The organism is uncultured Brachyspira sp. (assembly GCF_944393015.1).
In the GTDB taxonomy this organism is placed as follows: Bacteria; Spirochaetota; Brachyspiria; order Brachyspirales; family Brachyspiraceae; genus Brachyspira.
Genome location: NZ_CALXYQ010000003.1, coordinates 66756 through 87355, shown reverse-complemented (window position 1 = coordinate 87355; position 20600 = coordinate 66756). Strand labels below are relative to the sequence as shown.

Sequence of the window (20600 nt, the reverse complement as noted above, 5' to 3'; positions counted from 1 at the left end):
ACAACTGCATTTTTAACCTAAAATTAGGGTATTACACCATATTTGATAAATATTCTTAAAATATAAAATTATAGCAATTGCGTTTTTTGCTGCTTTTTTGTGCGGCAAAAAAGTAGATAATTTTATATAAAGTCCATCAGTTGACAAATTGAAAAATTTTCAGTATATACTAAAACTTTTTAAGTTTGTTAATTTTTTATTGTTATTTTTCCAAAAATAAAACAGCTGCTAATATTATAATTTATAAAGTAATATTCTTATCTTTACAAAATTCAGCTGCCAAATCTATATTGCTAAATTCATCTTTTATAATATCTTTAAATACCATAAGATAAAATTCATCTTCTAAAGCTAACTTATAAGATTTTTCTAAATCATTTAATGCTGACTTTTCTAAATCAGTGTAATTTTTAGATAAAGCAATTTTTGATATAATTTTATTAAAAAACGATTTCTTATCATTTGTTTTATTTTCTGAATTAGTTTCCTTTGATAAAAGAAATTTCTCTTTAGCTCTTAAAATATATAAAAACCAATCATCATCTTTTAATTCAATAGCTTTATCATAATTTTCAATACTTTCTCTATACTTATTTAAAGAATCATAGCAAGAAGCCTTTTCACTGTAATAGTTAGGATTATTCGGATCATATTCTATAGCCTTATTCAAATCATTTATTGCTTCATCATAATTCTTTAAATATTTTTTAGAACAGCCTCTATAATAATAAGCATTATAATGTTTGGAATTCACATTTATAATAATATCAAAATCTCTTATAGCCTCCTCATACTTCAATGCCCTGTATTTAGTATATCCTCTTTCATAATAAACATCAAAATTACCGGGATACATTCTTATAACTTTATCATATATTTCTAAAGCTTCTTCATATTTATCCATGTTAGATAAACAAAAAGCAATATTATAATAAGCATTAACTTTATTAGGATTTATCTCTAACACTTTATTATAATACTCTATAGCTTTATCATATATAGATTGTCTTGAATATATAAGTCCTATATTAATATAAATGTCTGCTTCATTATAGCCTAATTCTAATGATTTATTAAAATCTTCCAAAGAATTTTTATAATCTTCTAAACTCATTTCAGCAAGAGCTATATTATAATAAGCCAAACTATAATCAGGATTTATTTCTAATGCTTTTTTATAATAGTCAATAGCTTCTTTATAGTTTCCTAAATTATGTTTAATAAGTCCTAAATTAATATAGGCAGATGCATACTGAGGATTTATCTCTAATGCCTTATTATAATATCGAATTGAGTTTTTATAATCATGCATTTCATAATATGCCAAACCAATATTATAATAAGCACTAGCCATAGAAGTATTTAATTCTATAGCCTTATTAAAATTTTTAATAGCTTCTTCATAATCTTTTTTATAATGATATACTAATCCAATACTATTATATATTTCAGCATTATGATCATCTATTTCTAAACCCTTATTTAAATATGATAAAGCCTCATCATATAATTCTAATTCTATTTTGATCAAAGCAATTTCATTATAAATAACAACATCAGTATTATCTATTTCAAGTATTTTATTTAAACAATATAAAGCTCCGTCATAATCTCTTAAAGCTCTTTTAATTAAAAACATTTTGAAATAAGTATCTGCACTATTAGGATAAATTTGAAGTGCTTTTTCTAAATATTCCAAAGCCTCATTATTTAAATCTAATTTATGCAAAGCAAAAGCAATATCATAATATGCATCAATAAAATTAGGATTTATTTCTAATGCTTTTTTTAAATATTCTAAAGATTCCTCCATATATCCGGCATCAATTTTTATATTTCCTATTCTATCATAAACATAAATATCATCAGGATGCATTTCTATAATTTTATTTAAATATTCATTAGCTTCATGCTCTAAACCTAAACCTAATTTTATAGAATAAATTTTTAAATATGTTTCAATATTGCTAGGATCTATTTCTAAAGCCTTATTCAAATATGATAAAGCCTCATCATCTAATCCCACAGAATGTTTTATCAAAGCAATATTATGATAGGCATTAATTAAATTAGGATTTATCTCTATGGCCTTCTCATAACATTTCAAAGCTTCATCAAATTCATTCAAATTGTATTTACATAAACCAATAGTATTATATGCCGAACTTGCTGTATCATTTTTATCTAATTCTATAACTTTATTAAAATCATTTATAGCTTCTTCAAATTGAGATAAATAAAACTTACATAATCCCCTATTATTATAAGAACTAATATTATCAGGAAAATCTGCTATTACTTCATCATAAATATTTATAGCTTCTTTATATTTTTTCATATAAAGATAACATAATCCTATATTAATATAAGAATCAATATCATTATTATTTATTTGCAAAACTCTGTTAAAATCTTCTATAGCTTCTTCATAATTACCTAAATATAATTTTGCCAAACCTCTATCATAATATACAGCTTCACCATCATCACCCAATTCGATGGCTCTCTCAAAATCTTTTATAGCTTCTTCATATAAACCCAAATTTAATTTTGATAATCCCCTATTATGATAAAGATCATAAGAATCGCCATTATAAAATATAACCTTATCAATATATTCAATTGACTTTTCATACTCTTTATTTTCATAAGCTTCTTTAGCTTTATCTAGCAATTCTTTAATATTGTCATTCATAGTACAATTTCCTATAAAACTAATTTTATTTCAAGCCATGTTCTTTTTTAAGATTTGCAATATTGCTCTTTGCATATTCATTATTAGGATCTAATTCTAAAGCCTTTTTATAATCTTTTAAAGCCTCTTTATATAGTCCTGCATTTTTCTTAACCCATCCTCTATCATTATATAAATAAGCAGTATTTGGTTCCAATTCTATAGCTTTATCATAATCCTTTATAGCTTCTTGATACTGTCCTAATTCATCTTTAGCACTTCCTCTATTGCCGTAAGCATTTGTATAATTAGGAGTCAATTCTATAGCCTTAGTATAATCTTTGATAGCTTCTTTATACAAGCCTAAAGTATATTTAGTAAGTCCTCTATTATTATAAGTATTGCTGTCATTAGGGTTTAATTCTATAGATTTATCATAATCTTTTATGGCTTCTTTATAAAGTCCCAAATCATTTTTAGAAAGTCCCCTGTTATTATATGCCTCACTATAAGTCGGTCTTAATTCTATAGCCTTATCATAATATTTAATTGATTCTTTTAAAAGATCCAAATCATATTTAGCACTTCCTATATTATAATAGGCTTCTGGATTATCCGCACATAAATCTATAGATTCTTCATAATCTTTTATAGCTTCTTCATACATTCCTAACTCACTTTTAGCAAGCCCTCTATTATTATATGCATCACTATAATTAGGATTTAAATATATAGCTTTATCATAATCTTTTATAGATTCCTTATATAAACCCAGCTCTCTTTTTGCATTTGCCCTGTTATAATAAGCATCTACATAATTATGATCCAATTTTATAATTTTGTCATAATCTTTTATAGATTCTTCATATAATTCTAAATCATATTTAACATTTCCTCTATTCATATAGGAATTTATATCATTAGGTTTCCATTTTATAGCATTATCATAATCTTCAATAGCTTCTTTAAATAAACCTAACTCTTTTTTTGAATTTCCTCTATTATAATAAGCATCTGCAAAATTAGGATTAATCTTTAAAGCTTTGTTATAATCTTCAATAGCTTCTTTATAAAGTCCTAAATCATTTTTAGAATTGCCTCTGTTGCTATAGGCACAATAATTATTAGGCTCTAACTCTAAAATCTTATTAAAATCTTTCATAGCCTCATCAAAAAGCTGTAAATAATTTTTGGAAACTCCTCTATTATTATATGCATCTATATTTTTATTGTCTAACTCTATAACCTTATTATAATCTTCAATAGCTTCTTTGTGCAATCCAGCATTATTTTTAGCAAACCCTCTATTATAATAAGCATCTTTATAATTTTTACTTAATTCTATAGCTTTGTCATAATCCTTTATAGCTTTCTTAAAAAATCCCAAATTGCTTTTAGATACCCCCCTATTATAATAAGCTAATGCATAATTATCAATCAAGTCTATAGCTTTATTATAACATACTATAGCATCCTGATACTCTTTTAAATTGTTTTTAACAACTCCCCTAGTGTTATAATCTAAATATTCATCCAAAGTATCGAAATAACTAATATCTATTTCATCACTTTCATCATTAAACATAGTTTTATCATAATGAAAATAATCAATAAATTTTTTATAAGTATAAATTTCTTCTTCAGGGTCTTTTATATAAAATATTTCAAGTATTCTATTTAACTCATCATTAAATTTTTCTGCCTTTCTGTTAAAATCATCAAAATCAGAATAATTTTCTGCATCAATACTATTTAAAAAATTATTAGCATCTTCTATACATTTTTTTGCCTCTATTTTTAAATCTTTTCTTAAATCTTCAGCTTCTCCGTTTTCAAAACCTTTTAATTCTATTTTACATAGCTTTATATGTTTGTTAAAGAAATAATTAATTAATTTTGTCATTTATAGTTCCTATATTGATTATTAATCAATATTATAATACAAAAATTACTTAATACTAGAATTAAATATATAAATTTAAATTTTAAAAACTATACAGCATCTAAATAATCGATATTAGAATTCAATTCTATAGCCTTATCATAATCTTTTACAGCATATTCATGCATACCTAAATTCTCTTTAGCTTCTCCTCTTCCGCTGTAAGCATTACCGTTATAGCAGTTTAACTCTATAGCTTTGTCATAATCCTCAATAGCTTCTTTATATAATCCCAAGCTATTTTTAGATTCGCCTCTTTTTCTGTAAGCATCGCTGTAATCAGAATTTAATTCTATAGATTTGTTATAATCTTCTATAGCCTCTTTATATAAACCCAAATAATTTTTAATATCTCCTCTCTTAATATAAACAACGCTGTTATTAGGATTTAATTCTATAGCCTTGTCATAATCTTCAATAGCTTCTTTATATAATCCTAAACTATTTTCAGCACCCGCTCTATTAATATAAATATCAATATCATTCGGATTTAATTTGACAGCTTCATTATATTCATTAATATCTCTTTCCAATAAATCTATATTACACTGCATAGCTTCTATAAAACGAATATAAGTTTTATCATGATTAATCTCAAAAGCTCTTTTAAAATATTCCATAGCTTCTTTATATAATCCTAAATCAGTTTTAATATTTCCTATATTTTTATAAACATCACTATAATTAGCATCTAAATCTATAATTTTATTAAAATCTTTCATAGCTTCTTTATGTAAACCTAAATTCCTTTTAGATACTCCCCTCTTATTATAAGAATCAATATCATTGGAATCTAATTCTATAATTTTATTAAAATCCATAATTGCACCTGCATACTGCCCCAAATAAAGTTTAATTTTTCCTCTTCTCTTATAAAATTTAATATTATTAGGGTATAATCCTATAACTTTATCATAAACCTCAATTATACTTTCATAAGCTTTAGTATTATCAGACTCCAACTCTATAGCTTTAAGATAATCTCTAACCGCTTCTTTATATAAGCCTAAATCCTTTTTAGATTCTCCTCTTTTAATATAATAATCAGTATTATCAGGATCTAACTCTACAGCTTTATCATAATCTTTAACCGCTTCTTTATACAAGCCCAAATTATTTTTGGCATTTCCTCTGCAGTAATACATATAAGAATAATCAGAATCCAATTCTATGACTTTATCATAATCTTTAATGGCTTCCTCATATAAGCCCAAATCATATTTAGCATCTCCTCTTTTATTGTATGAATAAATATTATTAGGGTCTAATTCTATAGCTTTATTATAATCTTTAACCGCCTCTTTATATAATCTCATTGATTCTTTTTTTGAAGCTTCACTGTCATAATCTCCTAATCTGACAGGCTTAGGATATAAGCCTGAATCATATTTAGCATTCCCTCTGTAACGATAATAATTGCTATTATTAGGCTCTAATTCTATAGCCTTATCAAAATCCTCAATAGCTTCTTCATATAACCTCAAATTATATTTAGCAAGTCCTCTGCTATTATAAGCATAGCTGTTATTATTATCCAACTCTATAGCTTTATTATAGCATTCAATAGCTTCTTCATTTTCATTTAACTCAAAATTAATATCACCAGATAATAAATACGCATCTAAATTATCTTTATCCAATTCTATTACTTTTTTTAATACTTCTAATGCCTTTTGGAATTGACCTTCTTTACAATAATTAATGGCTTCTTCATAATATTCTTTAGATGATGACATTGTTTTCCCCCTATAATTTTATCATAAAATACATAATAATTGATTTTTTTATATTTTCAACTAATTATAACATCTTAATTTGTATATCAAATATATCTATTAAAAAATCAAACATATTAATAAATTTACTTGTTTTATTTTTTATATCTAGTATTATTGTTGTGCATTATTATACGTTTAGTTATATCGGAGGAATTTTATGACTTATAAAGAAATTATAGAAGTTGCCAAAGACTGTATGGGATTTTGTAAGGCATGCCCAATATGTAATGGTAAAGTATGTAAAAATAGTATGCCAGGACCCGGAGCTAAAGGAATAGGAGATGTTGCCATTAGAAATTATGATAAATGGAGAGAAATAAGACTCAATATGGACACAATATGTTCTAATGAAGATATTGATACTTCTTTTGAGTTATTCGGTAAAAAATTTAAATACCCTATATTTGCTGGTCCTGTAGGTGCTGTTCAGCTTCATTACGGCAATAAATATACAGAAGAAGAATACAATGATATATTAGTAAAATCTTGTGCTGAAGCAGGAATTGCAGCTTTCACTGGCGACGGTACTAATCCTAATGTAATGATAGCAGCAACTACCATGATAAAAAAACAAAACGGAATAGGAGTGCCGACAGTTAAACCTTGGAATATAGATGTTATAAAAGAAAAAATGAAATTAGTTGCAGATTCAAATGCTTTTGCTGTTGCTATGGACGTTGATGCTGCAGGACTTCCTTTCTTAAAAAATCTTACTCCAAAAGCAGGAAGCAAAACAGTAGATGAATTAAAACAAATAAAAGAAATTGCTCAAAGACCATTCATTATAAAAGGAATAATGACTGTAAAAGGGGCTAAAAAAGCTGTTGAAGCTGGAGCTGATGCAATAATAGTATCAAATCATGGCGGACGCGTACTTGATCAATGTCCTTCTACTGCTGAAGTTTTGCCTGAAATCGCTGATGCTGTTAAAGGCAAAATCAAAATATTAGTAGACGGCGGTATTAGAAATGGTACTGATATATTAAAGGCTATTGCTTTAGGTGCTGACGGTGTTGTTATAGCAAGAACATTTGTAATAGCTGCTTACGGCGGAGGAGAAGAAGGAGTTAAATCTTATGCTGCTCAATTAGGTGCAGAACTTGAAGATGCTATGACTATGTGCGGTGTCCATAGTTTAAAAGAAATAACTAGATATGTAGTAAGACTTTAATTTTATTTACTATAACTTTTTATAATTAAAAAACTCAATATACAAGAGTACTTGCTCTTTATATTGAGTTTATTTATTTTATATAATACCAAACATATATAAAACACTATAATATATGTTTGATATTAACAGTTTTTAATAATTAATAATCTATATTATTAAATTATAACCCTTTTGTTACTGTAGTAAACTTACCGCCCAAAAAAGTTTTCCAAGTAGAATCATACTCATTTATAGCATTAGGTACTATTAAAGTTGTAAGTTTAGTACTAAGTAAAAATACATCCTGTTCATAATTTATATTATTAGGGCTTGTACCTAAATAAGTGAGAGTAGTCAATTGCGGAGAATATCCAAATGCCTGCGTTCCTATTGATTTTACAGAGTCTGGTATTGTTATTTCTTTTAAGTTATCAATACCCATAAATGCCAATGCCCCTATTTCTTGTAAGCCATTTCCTAATGTTACTCTTTCTATACTCGGAGAATACGTAAATGCACCTTCTTTTATTGCAATTACAGAATCAGGAAGTGTTATTTCTTTTGTATTACATAGTGCATTAAAAGCACTCTTTTCTATAGTCCTTATTTTATTTTCTGGAAATGAAAAATTTATAACTATATTTTTATATTTATCAACAAAGCTAGAAAACATAAAAGCTTTTATAGTGCCGTCTTGAAAATTAATATTTTTTAAATCCAGCTCTATATTCATAGCAATATTAAGTTTTGATGCTGCTTCTAAAGTTAAAACATATAAAGATTTATTACCGCTTTGTTCAGTACCATAATCTTTAGGAGTTCCAGTAAATATTACTCTATATGAACCTTTTTCCTGAAAATAAGCTTTTAAATTTTGTTCTAATTGCTTGCTTATTTCAATATCTTTCTGACTTATATCTATACCATATTTTTCTATTAATACTTCTTCACTTTCTAATGGAGCTATAACCTTATTAGAACATGACAGCAATATAAATAATGATATTAATATTAATAAACTTTTTTTAATCATCAATTTACTCCATAAAATACCAAAGCTATTTATAATAGTAAATAATAAATTAAAAAAAGTAAAGTTATTGATCATATATTTTTTAATTTATCATAAAATAATACGGAAAATATAATAAAGATATATAAAAATATCATTGTTTTCTTATATCAGTAAAATTACCGCCTAAGAAACTTGACCAAACTCCAGCATCCAAAGTGTCCGCATTAGGTAGTATTAAAGTTTTAAGTTTATTGCAATACATTAAAGCATCATTATTATTTATACTGCTTGGAGAAGTTCCATAGTAAATTACTGTAGTTAAATTAGGACAGCTTGAAAATGCTCCCATTCCTACTGATGTTAATGAAGCAGGTTTCTATTGTTTCACCTTGAGCAAATGCAGCCATACCTATTGATTTTACAGAATCTGGTATTATTAATTCTTTCAAAAATTCCAAAGTAAAAAAAGCCTGATCTCCTATAGTTTGAACATTTTTACCCAAAGTTAATTTTTCTATACTTTGAGAATTCTGAAATGCCATTTCTTTTATTGTAATTACAGAATCAGGAAGTGTTATTTCTTTTGTATTAGATAGTTGATCAAAAGACATCATTTCTATAGTTTTTATTTTATCTGTTGGAAAAGCAAAACTAATAACTATATTTTCAGAATTCTCAATAACTTCTCCAGAAAACATACCTGTTTTTACAGAGCCATCTTGAAAATTAATATTTTTTATATCCAACTCTATATTCATAGAAGAACTAACTTTTAATGCTGCTTTTAAAGTTAAAGCATACAAAGACTCTGCTCCATCTTTAGGAGTTCCTGTTAATATTACTCTATATGAATTCTTTTCAGCAAAATAAGCTTTTAAATTTTGTTCTATTTGCTGACTTATTACTGCATCTTCCTGACTTATATCTATACCGTATTTTTTTATTAATTCTTCCTCTTCCTTATCTACAGTAGGAGGCGTAACTCCTGAATTATTACTGCCATTAGGCGATGTAGTATTATTTGAACATGAAACAAATACCAACACTGATACAAATACTAATAAAATTTTTTTTAATCATCACTCTTTCCATCCTTAAATATAAATATTGCTTTAAACATAAGAAAAAATTTTAAAAAGTAAAATATTTAAAATTATTTAGCTTACTATATACTTTTCAATAAAAAATCACTGTTTTCTTATATCAGTAAAATTATGTCCCAAAAAAGTTTTCCAAGCAGGATCATCCGGATCTTCAGCATTAGGAATTAATAAAGTTTTAAGATTAACACAGTCATCAAATACATTTTTATTATTCATTATAGTATTAGGCTTAGTTCCCAAATAAGTAACAGTGGTTAAAGAACTTCCAAATGGTTTTCTTCCTATTGATTTTACAGATGCTGGTATTACTATTTCCTTTACTGTTGAATAAGAAAAAGCTAATTCACCTATATATTCAAGCTTACTTTTTTCACTAAATGTTATTTTGTTAAGCACCTCAGATAACTAAAAAGCAGCAGCATCAATACCAATAACAGAATCCGGTATTGTTATCTCTCTCAAATAATTATTTAAAAATGAAAAAGCATTGCCTTCTATGACCCTTATAATATTTTCAGGCAATATAAAACTCAAATTAAAATAACCTAAAGAAACTCCTCCTCGAAACATTCTAGATTTTATCTTTCTCTCATTAAAATAAACATTACTAACATCTATTATTGCCTCACTAATTGATAAATCTCTTGCAACTTCTAATGTTAATTTTGTAAGAGATGCTGAAACTAAATAATCATCTTTTGGCTTTCCTGTAAATATTACTTTATATTGACCTTTGTCGTTTCTATATTCTTTTAATTTTATTTTTATTTGCTCTTTTATTAGATTATCTTCTTGAGAAATATCTATTCCGTATTTAATTGCATCATCATCTAAGACGGGCAAAGGCGGCTGTATTTCAGTCCAAGGGGGATAATCTGGTTCTGGAGGATCTATAGGTTTAGAAGGATCCATTGGATCAGTAATTTCTGTATTATTATTAGGAGACATTATCACTGCCGAACAGGATACAAATATCAATGCTAACATAAATATTAATATATATTTTTTCTTCATATTATTTTTCTCTCTATTTATAATGATAATAAAAATTACAAAAAAGTAAACAATCTAATATTTTTTAATTCTTTTTAATATTAAAAAAATTAATTAAATTTATAAATTAAAAGTGCTTTCAAATATTAATAATCTCTTTCTATTGCTTCGCTTATAGCATCATTAGTATAAGGCAAATCAAAGAAATCAACAACTTCAGAAGTTATATTATCATATACTACTATGTTAACTCCATTGGTAGTTTTTCTTAAGTTGCTTCTGCTTATCATTATTCTGCTTCCGCTGTCAATTACTAAATCATTATATTTATTAAGCTCTTTATGATAAAGATAATTAGTTGCCCCCATTGAAGAAAATACTAATTTATTTTTATCTATAACATAAGAAACATTATTAGTATACATTTCATTGGTTATATTAAAATTAGAATATAATCCTTTTACAATATTATCATTTGTAGAATATTCTCCAAGCATATTAATAACTATAGTATAGTCGTTAAGATTAGTTATCTTTGTCATATAATCATTAATATTTTCTATATCTCTTAATCCCATATCATAAACTTTATTATACTCATATAAAGCATTTTTCTCCCAAGTGTCATAATTTGTATCGCCTCTTCTGTCAGGCAAATCAAAATTATCTTTTAAATATTTACCCAAAAAAGAAGTATATTTCTGAACGCCTTTATAATTCAAATGTCCTGCATCATTATAATCTGTCCAAAAATCCAAATCATAATCATCATAATAATGATTGAAATTCATAAAAGGAACATCATATTCTTTTGCAATCTCACCTACTCTATTAAAATGTCTTGCCTCATCATCAGTCATAGGAAAAGGCGAAGCTATTACAACAATAGGTATATTATTTGTCTTTGCTAATTCCAATATTTTTCTATAATAAGTTTCCTGCTCTTCAAGCAAAGGTAAAGTATCTTTAATATTTTCTATATCCGGTCTTTGTACTGGGAATGTTTTATTATGAAAAGAATAGCCTTTAAAATATTTATAATGATTATAGTTATTAGCATAAGGCAGAAAATCTTCATCTTTTAAATCTTTATATCTGTTATGATATCTGTACATAGGATTTATAAACTCATCAAATCTCTCTGCTGCTGTTACTTTTAAAGATTCAACTCTATTCTTTGACCATTTTAATGCATAAGTGGCTGCTACAATCTGATAATCTACAACATTAGTTCTGCTCGCTGCAACAATATAAGATTCTAATGCAATTAATTTAGGCTTCTGATATTTTAATACTTCCACTAAATAATGATAAGTACTCCAAATAGGCTGGCTTCCTGAGGTAAAATTATAAGCTGCAATACCATATTCATTGTAAAGTATAGCAGGATTAACATTATAATGAACATGGCTGCTTCCCATAAACATGACATCTATGCTGTTAGTTCTTTGTTCATAAAAACTGTCGCCCTGATATATACCATTATCATTTTTGAATCTTAAAACTCTGCTTGAGAACCAAAGCAATGTAATAAATATAGCTATAAAGCAAATAATTTTTATTGTGTTTCTTATCATATTCTAAAAGCCTATTATTTTTATATAAAATTATGTAAACTAAAAATTTAACTTTTTTCTTAACTCTTTTTTAATTAAAATACTCATTTTTTAATATGGAGTAAATTGCAGCATCAGCAAGTCCTGTATTATCTTTATAAATGCTTCTTAGTACTCCTTCTTTTTTCAATCCGCATTTAAGCATTACTTTTCCAGAATTAGGATTATTAATATTATGTTTGGCTTCTATTCTATTAACTTCTATATCTTCAAAAAAGAATTTTATTAATATCGATAAAGCCTCCGATGTAATGCCTTTATGCCAATATTTTTTAGATATGCAGTAACCAATACTAATCATATCTATACTATCATTCATATCAACAACGGATATGCTTCCAACCAAAAAATTATTTTCTTTTAATACAATAGCCCATTGATAAAAATCTTTATAACAATATTGATTAGTCCATTCAGTTAAAATGATTTTTGTTTTATCAATACTGTCATGAGTCTGCCATATTAAATACTTTGTAACTTCATCATCACTAGTCCAATTATTATACATGTCTTTTGCATCTTCTATTTTAAATCTTCTTAATAATAATCTTTCACTTTCTAATTGTATTGTTCCTTTATGCTTCATAATTTTCTTCACAAAACAAAAAATATTTATTTATAAAATAATCAACCATATTATACATCATAAAAAACTGCATTCAAATAAAAACATATCACATTCATCATTAACTGCAATTTCCTTTTCAAAAGAAGAATAAGTTTTAACTTGAGTAAATCCAACTTCTTTTAAATACTGCTCCATTTCACCATATTTATAAAGATGCGTCTGAAAATTCATAAACTCACTTTGAATCAATTCTGTATTATTATACATTTCATAAATTGATGGCGAGAACTGAGTTTGAGTTTTTTCTTCATAATAATTTTTTGATTTAAGCACTATTTCAAAATTTTCTTTTGTTTTAACTGATACAGCAATATTATAATCATTATCATCTATACATCTATTTTTTATTGTATCAACTGCAAAAACAAATTTACCTGTTTTTAAAAGCCAGTTCTTTATTCTTATTAGAATTTGTTTGCAAATATCAATATTTGTAAACAATGATACTGAACCTGAACTAATAAATATATAATCAAATTTTTCTTTCGGATCATATTTCATTATATCAGTATGAACAGTTTTGGCATCAGGAAATTTTAATTTTAGTTTTTCCAGCATTTCATTAGACATATCTATTCCTGTTATGTCAAACCCTCTTTCTATAAATGGAATTAGAAATCTTCCGCTTCCGCATAAAGGTTCTAAAATCTTTTTACCTTTTTCAGCATAAGATAGATAAAAGTTTAATTCATCTTCAGGTGCTTTTTCATGCAGTATCTCATACATTTCAGTACAAAGACTGCCGTAATAATTTTTTCTAACTTCACTCATTTTTATAGCTCCTAAAATTGGAAATATATAAATTGTTTAGGATCAAAACCTGCACCGTATTTTCCATATATTATAATGAAGAACAATAAGAAAAATATTACAGCCCATCTAAAATATAGACATTGATTTTTTAAAAATTCATAAATAGTTTCTTTCTTTATATATTTTATCAAATCAACTAAAAAAAGCACTATCAAAGATATTATAAGTATATTCATTTCAAAATTGTCCAATCCTAATTTGTACAATGAACCGTCAAATAAACGCCATAAATCTATTTTAGTGAACATTCTCTGTATATAGTAAAAAGCATCATGTATAGTTTCTGCTCTGAAAAATATCCAAGCTAAATCTACTATTATAAATGTAATAATAACTTCAAGAAATTTAAAACTAAAACTTTGTACTTTTACACCCAATTTATTTAAAACATTATTTCTGAATTTTGATGTAATATCTTCTATTAAATAGCATATCCCATGAATAGCACCCCAAGCTATAAAAGTAAAATTAGCTCCATGCCAAAGTCCGCTTACTAAAAATGTTACTAATATATTAAAACTTCTTCTAATCTTTGAACATCTATTTCCGCCCAAAGGTATATAAAGATAATCTCTAAACCAAGTTGATAATGATATATGCCATCTGCCCCAAAACTCTTTTATGCTTCTTGCAAAATATGGAGTATTGAAGTTCTCCATTAAATCTATACCCATAACTTTTGCCGTTCCTATTGCTATAAGAGAATAGCTTGCAAAATCACAGTATATCTGTACTGCAAAAAGAATAGCTGACAATGCTAATTCTGTAGTGTTATAAATATAATATCTATTAAATACAGTATCTACCAATATAGAAGCCCTATCCGCTATTACCATTTTCTGAAAATAACCGAAAAGCATTAAAATAAGCCCTTCAGTTATTCTATGATAATCGAATCTTTTTATTTTATCCATGTTCTGTATTTGACCTAGCAAATGTTTTGAACGTTCTATTGGGCCTGCAACTAACTGCGGAAAGAATGATACAAATAAAGCATATTTAATTATATTCTTTTCCGACTTTATTTCACCTCTGTAAACATCTATAGTATAGCTTAATGCCTGAAATGTATAAAATGATATTCCTACTGGCAAAATAATATCAAAAGGCTTCTCTATTAATTGTATATTTAATGCTGATAAAAGCATATTTATATTTAATAGAAGAAAATCAAAATATTTAAAAAATACAAGTATAGCAATATTTATTATAAAACTGAAAGCCACTACTATTCTTTTATATTTTAATTTTTCTATTAATATGCCGCTTAAAAAAGTTACAACAGTAGAAGTACCCATTAATAATGCATATTTAGGATTCCAAAACATATAAAATATATAACTTGCTATAAAAAGACAAATATATCTTAATTTTTTTGGAAATATCCAATACAAAATTAATGTTATAGGAAAAAATATTAAAAAATCTCTAGAATTAAATAGCATTTAACATAACTCATAATAAAATATACATTTATAACTTATAAAACTACTAATTGTAATATGAATTACATAAAAAAGTTAGTATTAAAATTTGATATAATATAAAAATAGGATTTAATCAAAAATTCAGCTTAAAAAAATTATATATATTTTCTTTTGCAGTATTCTCCAAATCATCATTATTACCATTTATAATAATATCCACCTCATCGCCTACCTTTAGTTTTAACTGTATAAGTCCTATAATCTTTTTTAAATCCTTCAAATTATCACCTTTTTTTACTGATACTTCACAATTACTGTCTTTAGCTATTTTTGCAAGTTCGCTTAAAGGTCTTGCATGTATATTGCTTATATTATTGATAGTATATTTAAACTCTGTCATAAAAACCTCGTTTTATTCTGAATTACTTTTAATAAGAAAAATTAGATTGTCAAAAGTTTTATTATCTATTAACTTTTTTACACTGTTTTCATTGAGAAGAAAATTAATAGTATATTCATAAAAATTTTTCAAATCATCATTGTTATTCGATACAGAAATCAAAAATACCACCTGAACATTATTCTTCTGCCATAATATAGGCTTATCCAATACAGCAACATAAACAAATGTATCTTTTGTAACAACCTCTATAGGGTGAGGTATTGCTACTAAATTACCAATATCAGTTTCTGCTAACTGCTCCCTTTTCATAACCAATTCATAAAAATTATCAGGTATACTTTTATATTTTTTTATCTCTTCACATATATTTTTTATGACTTCTTCTTTAGTATCGCCTTTTATATCAGTCGTAAACATTTCTTCTTTATAATAGTCTAAAATAATATTTCTATTTAAAGATTCAAATGTATTTTTTACATTGATAATATCATCACTTTTTAAAAAATTACTTATATAAACTATTGGAATAGGCAGTTTCAAATTAATAGGAACAGTAGAAAAAACATAATCTACTTTAGAAAAATCAAAATCTTTTAATCCTATCAAATCCGCTGCATAAATATTATCTATATAATCATTGAATTCTTTTCTATATCTTGTAACTAATAAATTTGAAGTTGTTTTTCCGCTTCCGCAAACTATTAATATATTTATTTTATTTATATTGTCTACTGTTTCTTCCAAACCTATTTGAAACAATAATGCTAAATATCCTATTTCATCTTCTGATATATCTTTATTATAATAATCTTTCAATATTGCCGCACTTTCAGAAGCTAATAAAAATGAAAGACTATAATTATTTTTTATATCATTAAGCATAGGATTTTTTTGAAATATATTATATTTTATTCTTATATCCAAAGGTATCATATGCTGATTTAAAAGAAGTATCAAATTGAAATTATTTCTTAAATCTATTTTTAAATTTTTATATACCATATCAAGCATTTTATCAATTATATCTGAAAATTTATCCTGTATCACCGAGTTATAATTTTTATTAATAGAGAATAAATTTTTAGAAGCTATATGTATGGCTATGAATAGAACTTCTGTATCATTAAACTCTATATCAATTTCATTTTGTATCTGCTTTATTAATTCTTCTGATAATTTTATCTCTTCAGCTATATCTTTAATAATATCTTTTTCATAATCGCATATAAATTTATTATTTTTTATTCTATTGATTGAAACATTTATATATTGAATAAAATTTTCTAAATTAATTTCTGAAAATTTTATTTCGTATTTATTAAGAAAATTTATGATTATCTCTATTATCTTTTCATCTATATTATTTTCATATAAGAAGTCATTGAAATAATTGCATATTATAAAATTTCTTATATCAAATTCATTGCCTATCAATTTAATTCCATAATTAGGTCTTCTCTCTAGTTTAAGATTATGATATTTTAAATTATATTCCATAATCTTTAATATATTTGTTAAAGTAGTTTTAGATATATCCAAAGAATCACATATATCATCAGATTTTATATATCCGCTGTCTAATTCTATTAAATATTTGAAAATTATTCTAATTCTATAATCCATATCATTATTAATATTTGATATCAAATCTATAGATTTAAAACTATCATAATTATCGCATATTAATTTATATCCGTATCTTGGTTTAGATTCTATTTTTATATTAAATTTCTGCAATTCATAATTAATTTCTTTAACTTTTGTTCTGATTGTTTTTTCGCTGACATTTAATTGTTTTGATAAGGCTTCAGCAGTTATATATGAATCGGCCGACAACGATGATAATATTTCTTTTATATACTTAACATTCATAAATATAACTTTTGTTTGTCATTTTTGTTTTTATTATATACTTTTTCATAAAAAGAAAAAGCTAATAAATTACCATATTAATACTGCAATTTTATTGTTTGAGTTATTTTTTAAAAACATTATCTTTAACATAAAAATAGAAAAGGAGTAAAAAATGAAAAAGATTTTACTTTTATGCTCTGCTGGTATGTCTACCAGTATGATAGTAAAAAAGATGCAGGATAAAGCTAAAGCAGATAATATTGATGCTGAAATAGAAGCTGCAAGTGTTTCAAGATTTGAAGAATTAGCAGATAGTTACGATATTTTTCTATTAGGGCCTCAGGTTAAATATCTTAAAGATGAACTAGCTAAAAAAGCTAATGCTAAAGGAAAACCTTTAGATGTCATAGATTTTAAAGATTATGGAAAAATGGACGGAGCTAAAATATTAGATTTTGCTTTGAATTTAACATTATAATCTATTATTAATAGGCTATCATACTTAAAAAATATTATGAATGAGAAAATTATTAGTTATATAGAAAATAAAATAGCTCCTATTGCAGCTAAATTATCAAATAATAGATATCTTACATCAATAAAAAATGCATTTGATTATATTACACCATTTTTAATAGTAGGTTCTTTCATACTTTTGATATTTAACTTACCTCTTAAAAATGAAAATAGCTTTTTATATATGGCTTGGTATGATAATTTTACTGCTGAATTTTCAGGACATTTCATTCAAATATTCAATGTAAGTATGGGCTTATTATCATTATTTGTCGCTTATGGTATTGGATATTCTTTAGCTAGCTCTTATAGTTTAAGCGGTGTTACAGGCGGTTTCTTATCATTATTTGCTTTTTTACTTATATCGGTACAAACAAATACATTATCTATTTCTGGAGATTTTGCTAATATATTTTTAGCAGAAGCAGGAAGTAATATAAATGTATTAGATGCTAGATTTTTAGATGCTAAAGGAATATTCTCTGCTATAATAGGCGGTATAATATCAATAGAAATTTACAGATTCTTAGTAAGCAAAAAAATGACTATAAAACTTCCTGATTCTGTGCCTCCTGCAATAGCAAAATCATTTGAAATAATTATACCTATAGCTGTTGTAGGGATATTATTCCAAATCATAAATATAATAATACAGAAAAATATGACTATGTTAACTTCTAATTTGATAGATAATATAATGTCTCCTTTATTATCAAGGTCAGATAGTTTAATATTAGTAATAATAATTCTTTTAATTATACATATATTATGGTTTGTAGGTATACATGGTGCTAATGTAATCAATGCAATAATAAGCATAATAACATTATCAAATTTGTCTTTGAATCAGGCAGCTTTACAGGCTGGAGAGGCTTTGCCTAAAGTAGTAGCAGGAGAGTTCTTCAATGTTTATGTATATATAGGAGGAGCAGGTGCTACATTAGGTTTAGCAATAGCTATGGCATTAAGTAAAAATGAACATTTAAAATCTATAGGAAGAATTTCTATAATACCGGGATTATTCAATATCAATGAACCTATTATGTTTGGTACTCCTATTATAATGAATCCTATACTTTTTATCCCTTTTATAGGTGTGCCAATAATAAATGCTGTAATAGCTTATACAGTTTTAAAAATAGGTATAGTAGGAAAAATTGTAGCCCTTGTAATTTGGACAACCCCAGGACCATTAGGTGCTTTGATAGCTTCCAATTTCAATATTTTTGCTATGATTTTGAGTTTATGTTTAGTATTCTTATCATACTTAATATATACTCCTTTCATCAATGCTTATGCTAAAACTTTACAAAATAATTAAAAAATATAAGGATAAAATATGAACGATAAAATTATTAATTTTATAGAAAATAAAATAACACCAGTGGCAGCTAAATTAGCTAGTAACAGATACTTGAATGCTATTAAAGATGCATTTATATATACTATGCCTTTTTTAATAGTTGGATCTTTTGTACTTTTAATATTTAACTTACCTTTCACAGATAAAAGCAATTTCTTGTATATGGGTTGGTATGACAATTTCTCAAGAACTTTTACAGGCGATTTCATTCAAATATTCAATGTAAGTATGGGTATATTGTCAGTATTCGTTGCTTATGGTATAGGATATTCTTTGGCTGGTTCTTATAATTTAAGCAGTGTTACAGGAGGATTCTTATCTTTATTTGCATTTTTCCTAATAGCTGCTAAAGTAAATGCTTTATCTGTTGCTGAAGATTTTGCAAGCATATTCTTAGTAGAAGCCGGAAGCAATATAAATGTATTAGATGCTAGATTTTTAGATGCTAAAGGAATATTCTCTGCTATAATAGGCGGTATAATATCTATAGAAATTTACAGATTCTTAGTAAGCAAAAAAATGACTATAAAACTTCCTGATTCTGTACCTCCTGCAATAGCAAAATCATTTGAAATAATTATACCTATAGCCGTTGTAGGCGTATTATTCCAAATAATAAATATAATAATACAGAAAAAAATGATGATACTTGTACCTAACTTGATAATGAAAATAATCTCTCCTTTATTGTCAATATCAGATAGTTTGCCATCTGTAATAATACTTCTTTTAGTTATACATATATTATGGTTTGTAGGTATACATGGTGCTAATGTTGTTAATGCTGTAATTACTACAATAACATTATCAAATTTAGCTTTGAATCAAGCAGCTTTACAGGCAGGAGAAGCTTTACCAAAAGTAGTAGCAGGAGAGTTCTTCAATGTTTATGTATATATAGGAGGAGCAGGTGCTACATTAGGTTTAGCAATAGCTATGGCATTAAGTAAAAACTCACATCTTAAATCTATAGGAAGACTTTCAGTTATACCGGGATTATTCAATATAAATGAACCTATTATGTTCGGTACTCCTGTTGTTATGAACCCTATACTATTTATACCTTTTATAGGTGTACCAATAATTAATGCTATAATAGCTTATACAGTTTTAAAAATAGGTATCGTTGGAAAAATTGTTTCTTTAGTACCTTGGACAACTCCTGGTCCATTGGGAGCTTTCTTATCTACTAATTTGAGTGTTCCTGCTATGATTTTGAGTTTATGTTTAGTATTCTTATCATACTTGATATATACTCCTTTCATCAATGCTTATGCTAAAACTTTACCAGATAACGAATAAAATTAATAAATGATTGCAAA

18 protein-coding genes are annotated in these 20600 nt (G+C 25.8%); 4 read left to right on the top strand and 14 right to left on the bottom strand.

All coding sequences use genetic code 11. The annotated features are described in order from the left end of the window. Nucleotides 1–241: 241 nt before the first annotated feature. The 3 genes from Q0K19_RS02160 to Q0K19_RS02150 form a co-directional block, all read right to left on the bottom strand. The gene (locus tag Q0K19_RS02160; protein ID WP_297244990.1) at nucleotides 242–2695 is read right to left on the bottom strand and encodes a tetratricopeptide repeat protein; all 2454 of its coding nucleotides are present in this window, start codon (nucleotides 2693–2695) and stop codon (nucleotides 242–244) included. A gap of 25 nt (nucleotides 2696–2720) precedes the next feature. Next, nucleotides 2721–4577, bottom strand: coding sequence for a tetratricopeptide repeat protein (locus Q0K19_RS02155; RefSeq protein ID WP_297244989.1), 1857 nt, complete (start codon nucleotides 4575–4577; stop codon nucleotides 2721–2723). An 89-nt stretch (nucleotides 4578–4666) separates the two neighbouring features. After that, the gene (locus Q0K19_RS02150; RefSeq protein WP_297244988.1) at nucleotides 4667–6352 is read right to left on the bottom strand and encodes a tetratricopeptide repeat protein; all 1686 of its coding nucleotides are present in this window, start codon (nucleotides 6350–6352) and stop codon (nucleotides 4667–4669) included. 199 nt (nucleotides 6353–6551) lie between these two features. On the opposite strand from Q0K19_RS02150, the gene Q0K19_RS02145 reads away from it, so the two are divergent. After that, the gene (locus tag Q0K19_RS02145; RefSeq protein WP_297244987.1) at nucleotides 6552–7565 is read left to right on the top strand and encodes an alpha-hydroxy-acid oxidizing protein; all 1014 of its coding nucleotides are present in this window, start codon (nucleotides 6552–6554) and stop codon (nucleotides 7563–7565) included. Between the two features lie 163 nt (nucleotides 7566–7728). On the opposite strand, the gene Q0K19_RS02140 is transcribed toward Q0K19_RS02145, so the two are convergent. The 11 genes from Q0K19_RS02140 to Q0K19_RS02090 form a co-directional block, all read right to left on the bottom strand. Beyond that, nucleotides 7729–8580, bottom strand: coding sequence for a leucine-rich repeat domain-containing protein (locus Q0K19_RS02140; protein WP_297244986.1), 852 nt, complete (start codon nucleotides 8578–8580; stop codon nucleotides 7729–7731). A 133-nt stretch (nucleotides 8581–8713) separates the two neighbouring features. Continuing rightward, nucleotides 8714–8911 carry a hypothetical protein gene (locus Q0K19_RS02135; RefSeq protein WP_297244985.1) on the bottom strand — a complete coding sequence of 66 codons (198 nt, stop codon included), beginning with the start codon at nucleotides 8909–8911 and terminating at the stop codon, nucleotides 8714–8716. Beyond that, nucleotides 8886–9608, bottom strand: a complete 723-nt coding sequence (locus tag Q0K19_RS02130; RefSeq protein ID WP_297244984.1) for a leucine-rich repeat domain-containing protein — start codon at nucleotides 9606–9608, stop codon at nucleotides 8886–8888. Before Q0K19_RS02130 ends, Q0K19_RS02135 begins: the two co-directional genes overlap by 26 nt. Nucleotides 9609–9749: 141 nt before the next feature. Further along, entirely contained in the window at nucleotides 9750–10061 is a 312-nt protein-coding gene (locus tag Q0K19_RS02125) for a leucine-rich repeat protein (RefSeq protein WP_297244983.1), read from the bottom strand. A gap of 9 nt (nucleotides 10062–10070) precedes the next feature. Then, entirely contained in the window at nucleotides 10071–10679 is a 609-nt protein-coding gene (locus tag Q0K19_RS02120; RefSeq protein WP_297244982.1) for a hypothetical protein, read from the bottom strand. Nucleotides 10680–10804: 125 nt separating this feature from the next. Further along, nucleotides 10805–12235, bottom strand: a complete 1431-nt coding sequence (locus tag Q0K19_RS02115; RefSeq protein ID WP_297244981.1) for an SGNH/GDSL hydrolase family protein — start codon at nucleotides 12233–12235, stop codon at nucleotides 10805–10807. A 70-nt stretch (nucleotides 12236–12305) separates the two neighbouring features. Then, a complete protein-coding gene (locus Q0K19_RS02110) occupies nucleotides 12306–12860 on the bottom strand; it encodes a GNAT family N-acetyltransferase (protein ID WP_297244980.1) in 555 nt (184 codons plus the stop codon). A gap of 57 nt (nucleotides 12861–12917) precedes the next feature. After that, entirely contained in the window at nucleotides 12918–13673 is a 756-nt protein-coding gene (locus Q0K19_RS02105) for a bifunctional 2-polyprenyl-6-hydroxyphenol methylase/3-demethylubiquinol 3-O-methyltransferase UbiG (protein ID WP_297244979.1), read from the bottom strand. 11 nt (nucleotides 13674–13684) lie between these two features. Next, nucleotides 13685–15160 (bottom strand): MBOAT family O-acyltransferase, encoded by a 1476-nt coding sequence (locus tag Q0K19_RS02100; RefSeq protein ID WP_297244978.1) that lies wholly within the window; start codon nucleotides 15158–15160, stop codon nucleotides 13685–13687. 115 nt (nucleotides 15161–15275) lie between these two features. Continuing rightward, entirely contained in the window at nucleotides 15276–15542 is a 267-nt protein-coding gene (locus Q0K19_RS02095) for an HPr family phosphocarrier protein (RefSeq protein ID WP_297244977.1), read from the bottom strand. Nucleotides 15543–15554: 12 nt separating this feature from the next. After that, nucleotides 15555–17417: a transcription antiterminator gene (locus tag Q0K19_RS02090; protein ID WP_297244976.1), complete on the bottom strand. Its 1863-nt coding sequence runs from the start codon at nucleotides 17415–17417 to the stop codon at nucleotides 15555–15557. A gap of 154 nt (nucleotides 17418–17571) precedes the next feature. Between Q0K19_RS02090 and Q0K19_RS02085 the strand changes: the two genes are divergently transcribed. From Q0K19_RS02085 to celB, 3 genes are read left to right on the top strand one after another with little or no spacing between them, the layout of a single operon-like run. After that, nucleotides 17572–17877, top strand: coding sequence for a PTS sugar transporter subunit IIB (locus Q0K19_RS02085; protein ID WP_020064184.1), 306 nt, complete (start codon nucleotides 17572–17574; stop codon nucleotides 17875–17877). Nucleotides 17878–17913: 36 nt separating this feature from the next. Beyond that, nucleotides 17914–19236: a PTS transporter subunit EIIC gene (locus Q0K19_RS02080; protein ID WP_297244975.1), complete on the top strand. Its 1323-nt coding sequence runs from the start codon at nucleotides 17914–17916 to the stop codon at nucleotides 19234–19236. Between the two features lie 18 nt (nucleotides 19237–19254). Continuing rightward, on the top strand, nucleotides 19255–20580 hold the full coding sequence (celB, locus tag Q0K19_RS02075) for a PTS cellobiose transporter subunit IIC (RefSeq protein ID WP_297244974.1): 1326 nt from the start codon (nucleotides 19255–19257) through the stop codon (nucleotides 20578–20580). Nucleotides 20581–20600: the final 20 nt, after the last annotated feature.

Excerpts from the sequence above, each read along its gene's own strand:
- Q0K19_RS02160 (WP_297244990.1), bottom strand. The coding sequence starts at position 2,695 with ATGAATGACAATATTAAAGAATTGCTAGATAAAGCTAAAGAAGCTTAT.
- Q0K19_RS02155 (WP_297244989.1), bottom strand. The coding sequence starts at position 4,577 with ATGACAAAATTAATTAATTATTTCTTTAACAAACATATAAAGCTATGT.
- Q0K19_RS02150 (WP_297244988.1), bottom strand. The coding sequence starts at position 6,352 with ATGTCATCATCTAAAGAATATTATGAAGAAGCCATTAATTATTGTAAA.
- Q0K19_RS02145 (WP_297244987.1), top strand. The coding sequence starts at position 6,552 with ATGACTTATAAAGAAATTATAGAAGTTGCCAAAGACTGTATGGGATTT.
- Q0K19_RS02140 (WP_297244986.1), bottom strand. The coding sequence starts at position 8,580 with ATGATTAAAAAAAGTTTATTAATATTAATATCATTATTTATATTGCTG.
- Q0K19_RS02135 (WP_297244985.1), bottom strand. The coding sequence starts at position 8,911 with ATGGGAGCATTTTCAAGCTGTCCTAATTTAACTACAGTAATTTACTAT.
- Q0K19_RS02120 (WP_297244982.1), bottom strand. The coding sequence starts at position 10,679 with ATGAAGAAAAAATATATATTAATATTTATGTTAGCATTGATATTTGTA.
- Q0K19_RS02115 (WP_297244981.1), bottom strand. The coding sequence starts at position 12,235 with ATGATAAGAAACACAATAAAAATTATTTGCTTTATAGCTATATTTATT.
- Q0K19_RS02110 (WP_297244980.1), bottom strand. The coding sequence starts at position 12,860 with ATGAAGCATAAAGGAACAATACAATTAGAAAGTGAAAGATTATTATTA.
- Q0K19_RS02105 (WP_297244979.1), bottom strand. The coding sequence starts at position 13,673 with ATGAGTGAAGTTAGAAAAAATTATTACGGCAGTCTTTGTACTGAAATG.
- Q0K19_RS02100 (WP_297244978.1), bottom strand. The coding sequence starts at position 15,160 with ATGCTATTTAATTCTAGAGATTTTTTAATATTTTTTCCTATAACATTA.
- Q0K19_RS02095 (WP_297244977.1), bottom strand. The coding sequence starts at position 15,542 with ATGACAGAGTTTAAATATACTATCAATAATATAAGCAATATACATGCA.
- Q0K19_RS02090 (WP_297244976.1), bottom strand. The coding sequence starts at position 17,417 with ATGAATGTTAAGTATATAAAAGAAATATTATCATCGTTGTCGGCCGAT.
- Q0K19_RS02085 (WP_020064184.1), top strand. The coding sequence starts at position 17,572 with ATGAAAAAGATTTTACTTTTATGCTCTGCTGGTATGTCTACCAGTATG.
- Q0K19_RS02080 (WP_297244975.1), top strand. The coding sequence starts at position 17,914 with ATGAATGAGAAAATTATTAGTTATATAGAAAATAAAATAGCTCCTATT.
- celB (WP_297244974.1), top strand. The coding sequence starts at position 19,255 with ATGAACGATAAAATTATTAATTTTATAGAAAATAAAATAACACCAGTG.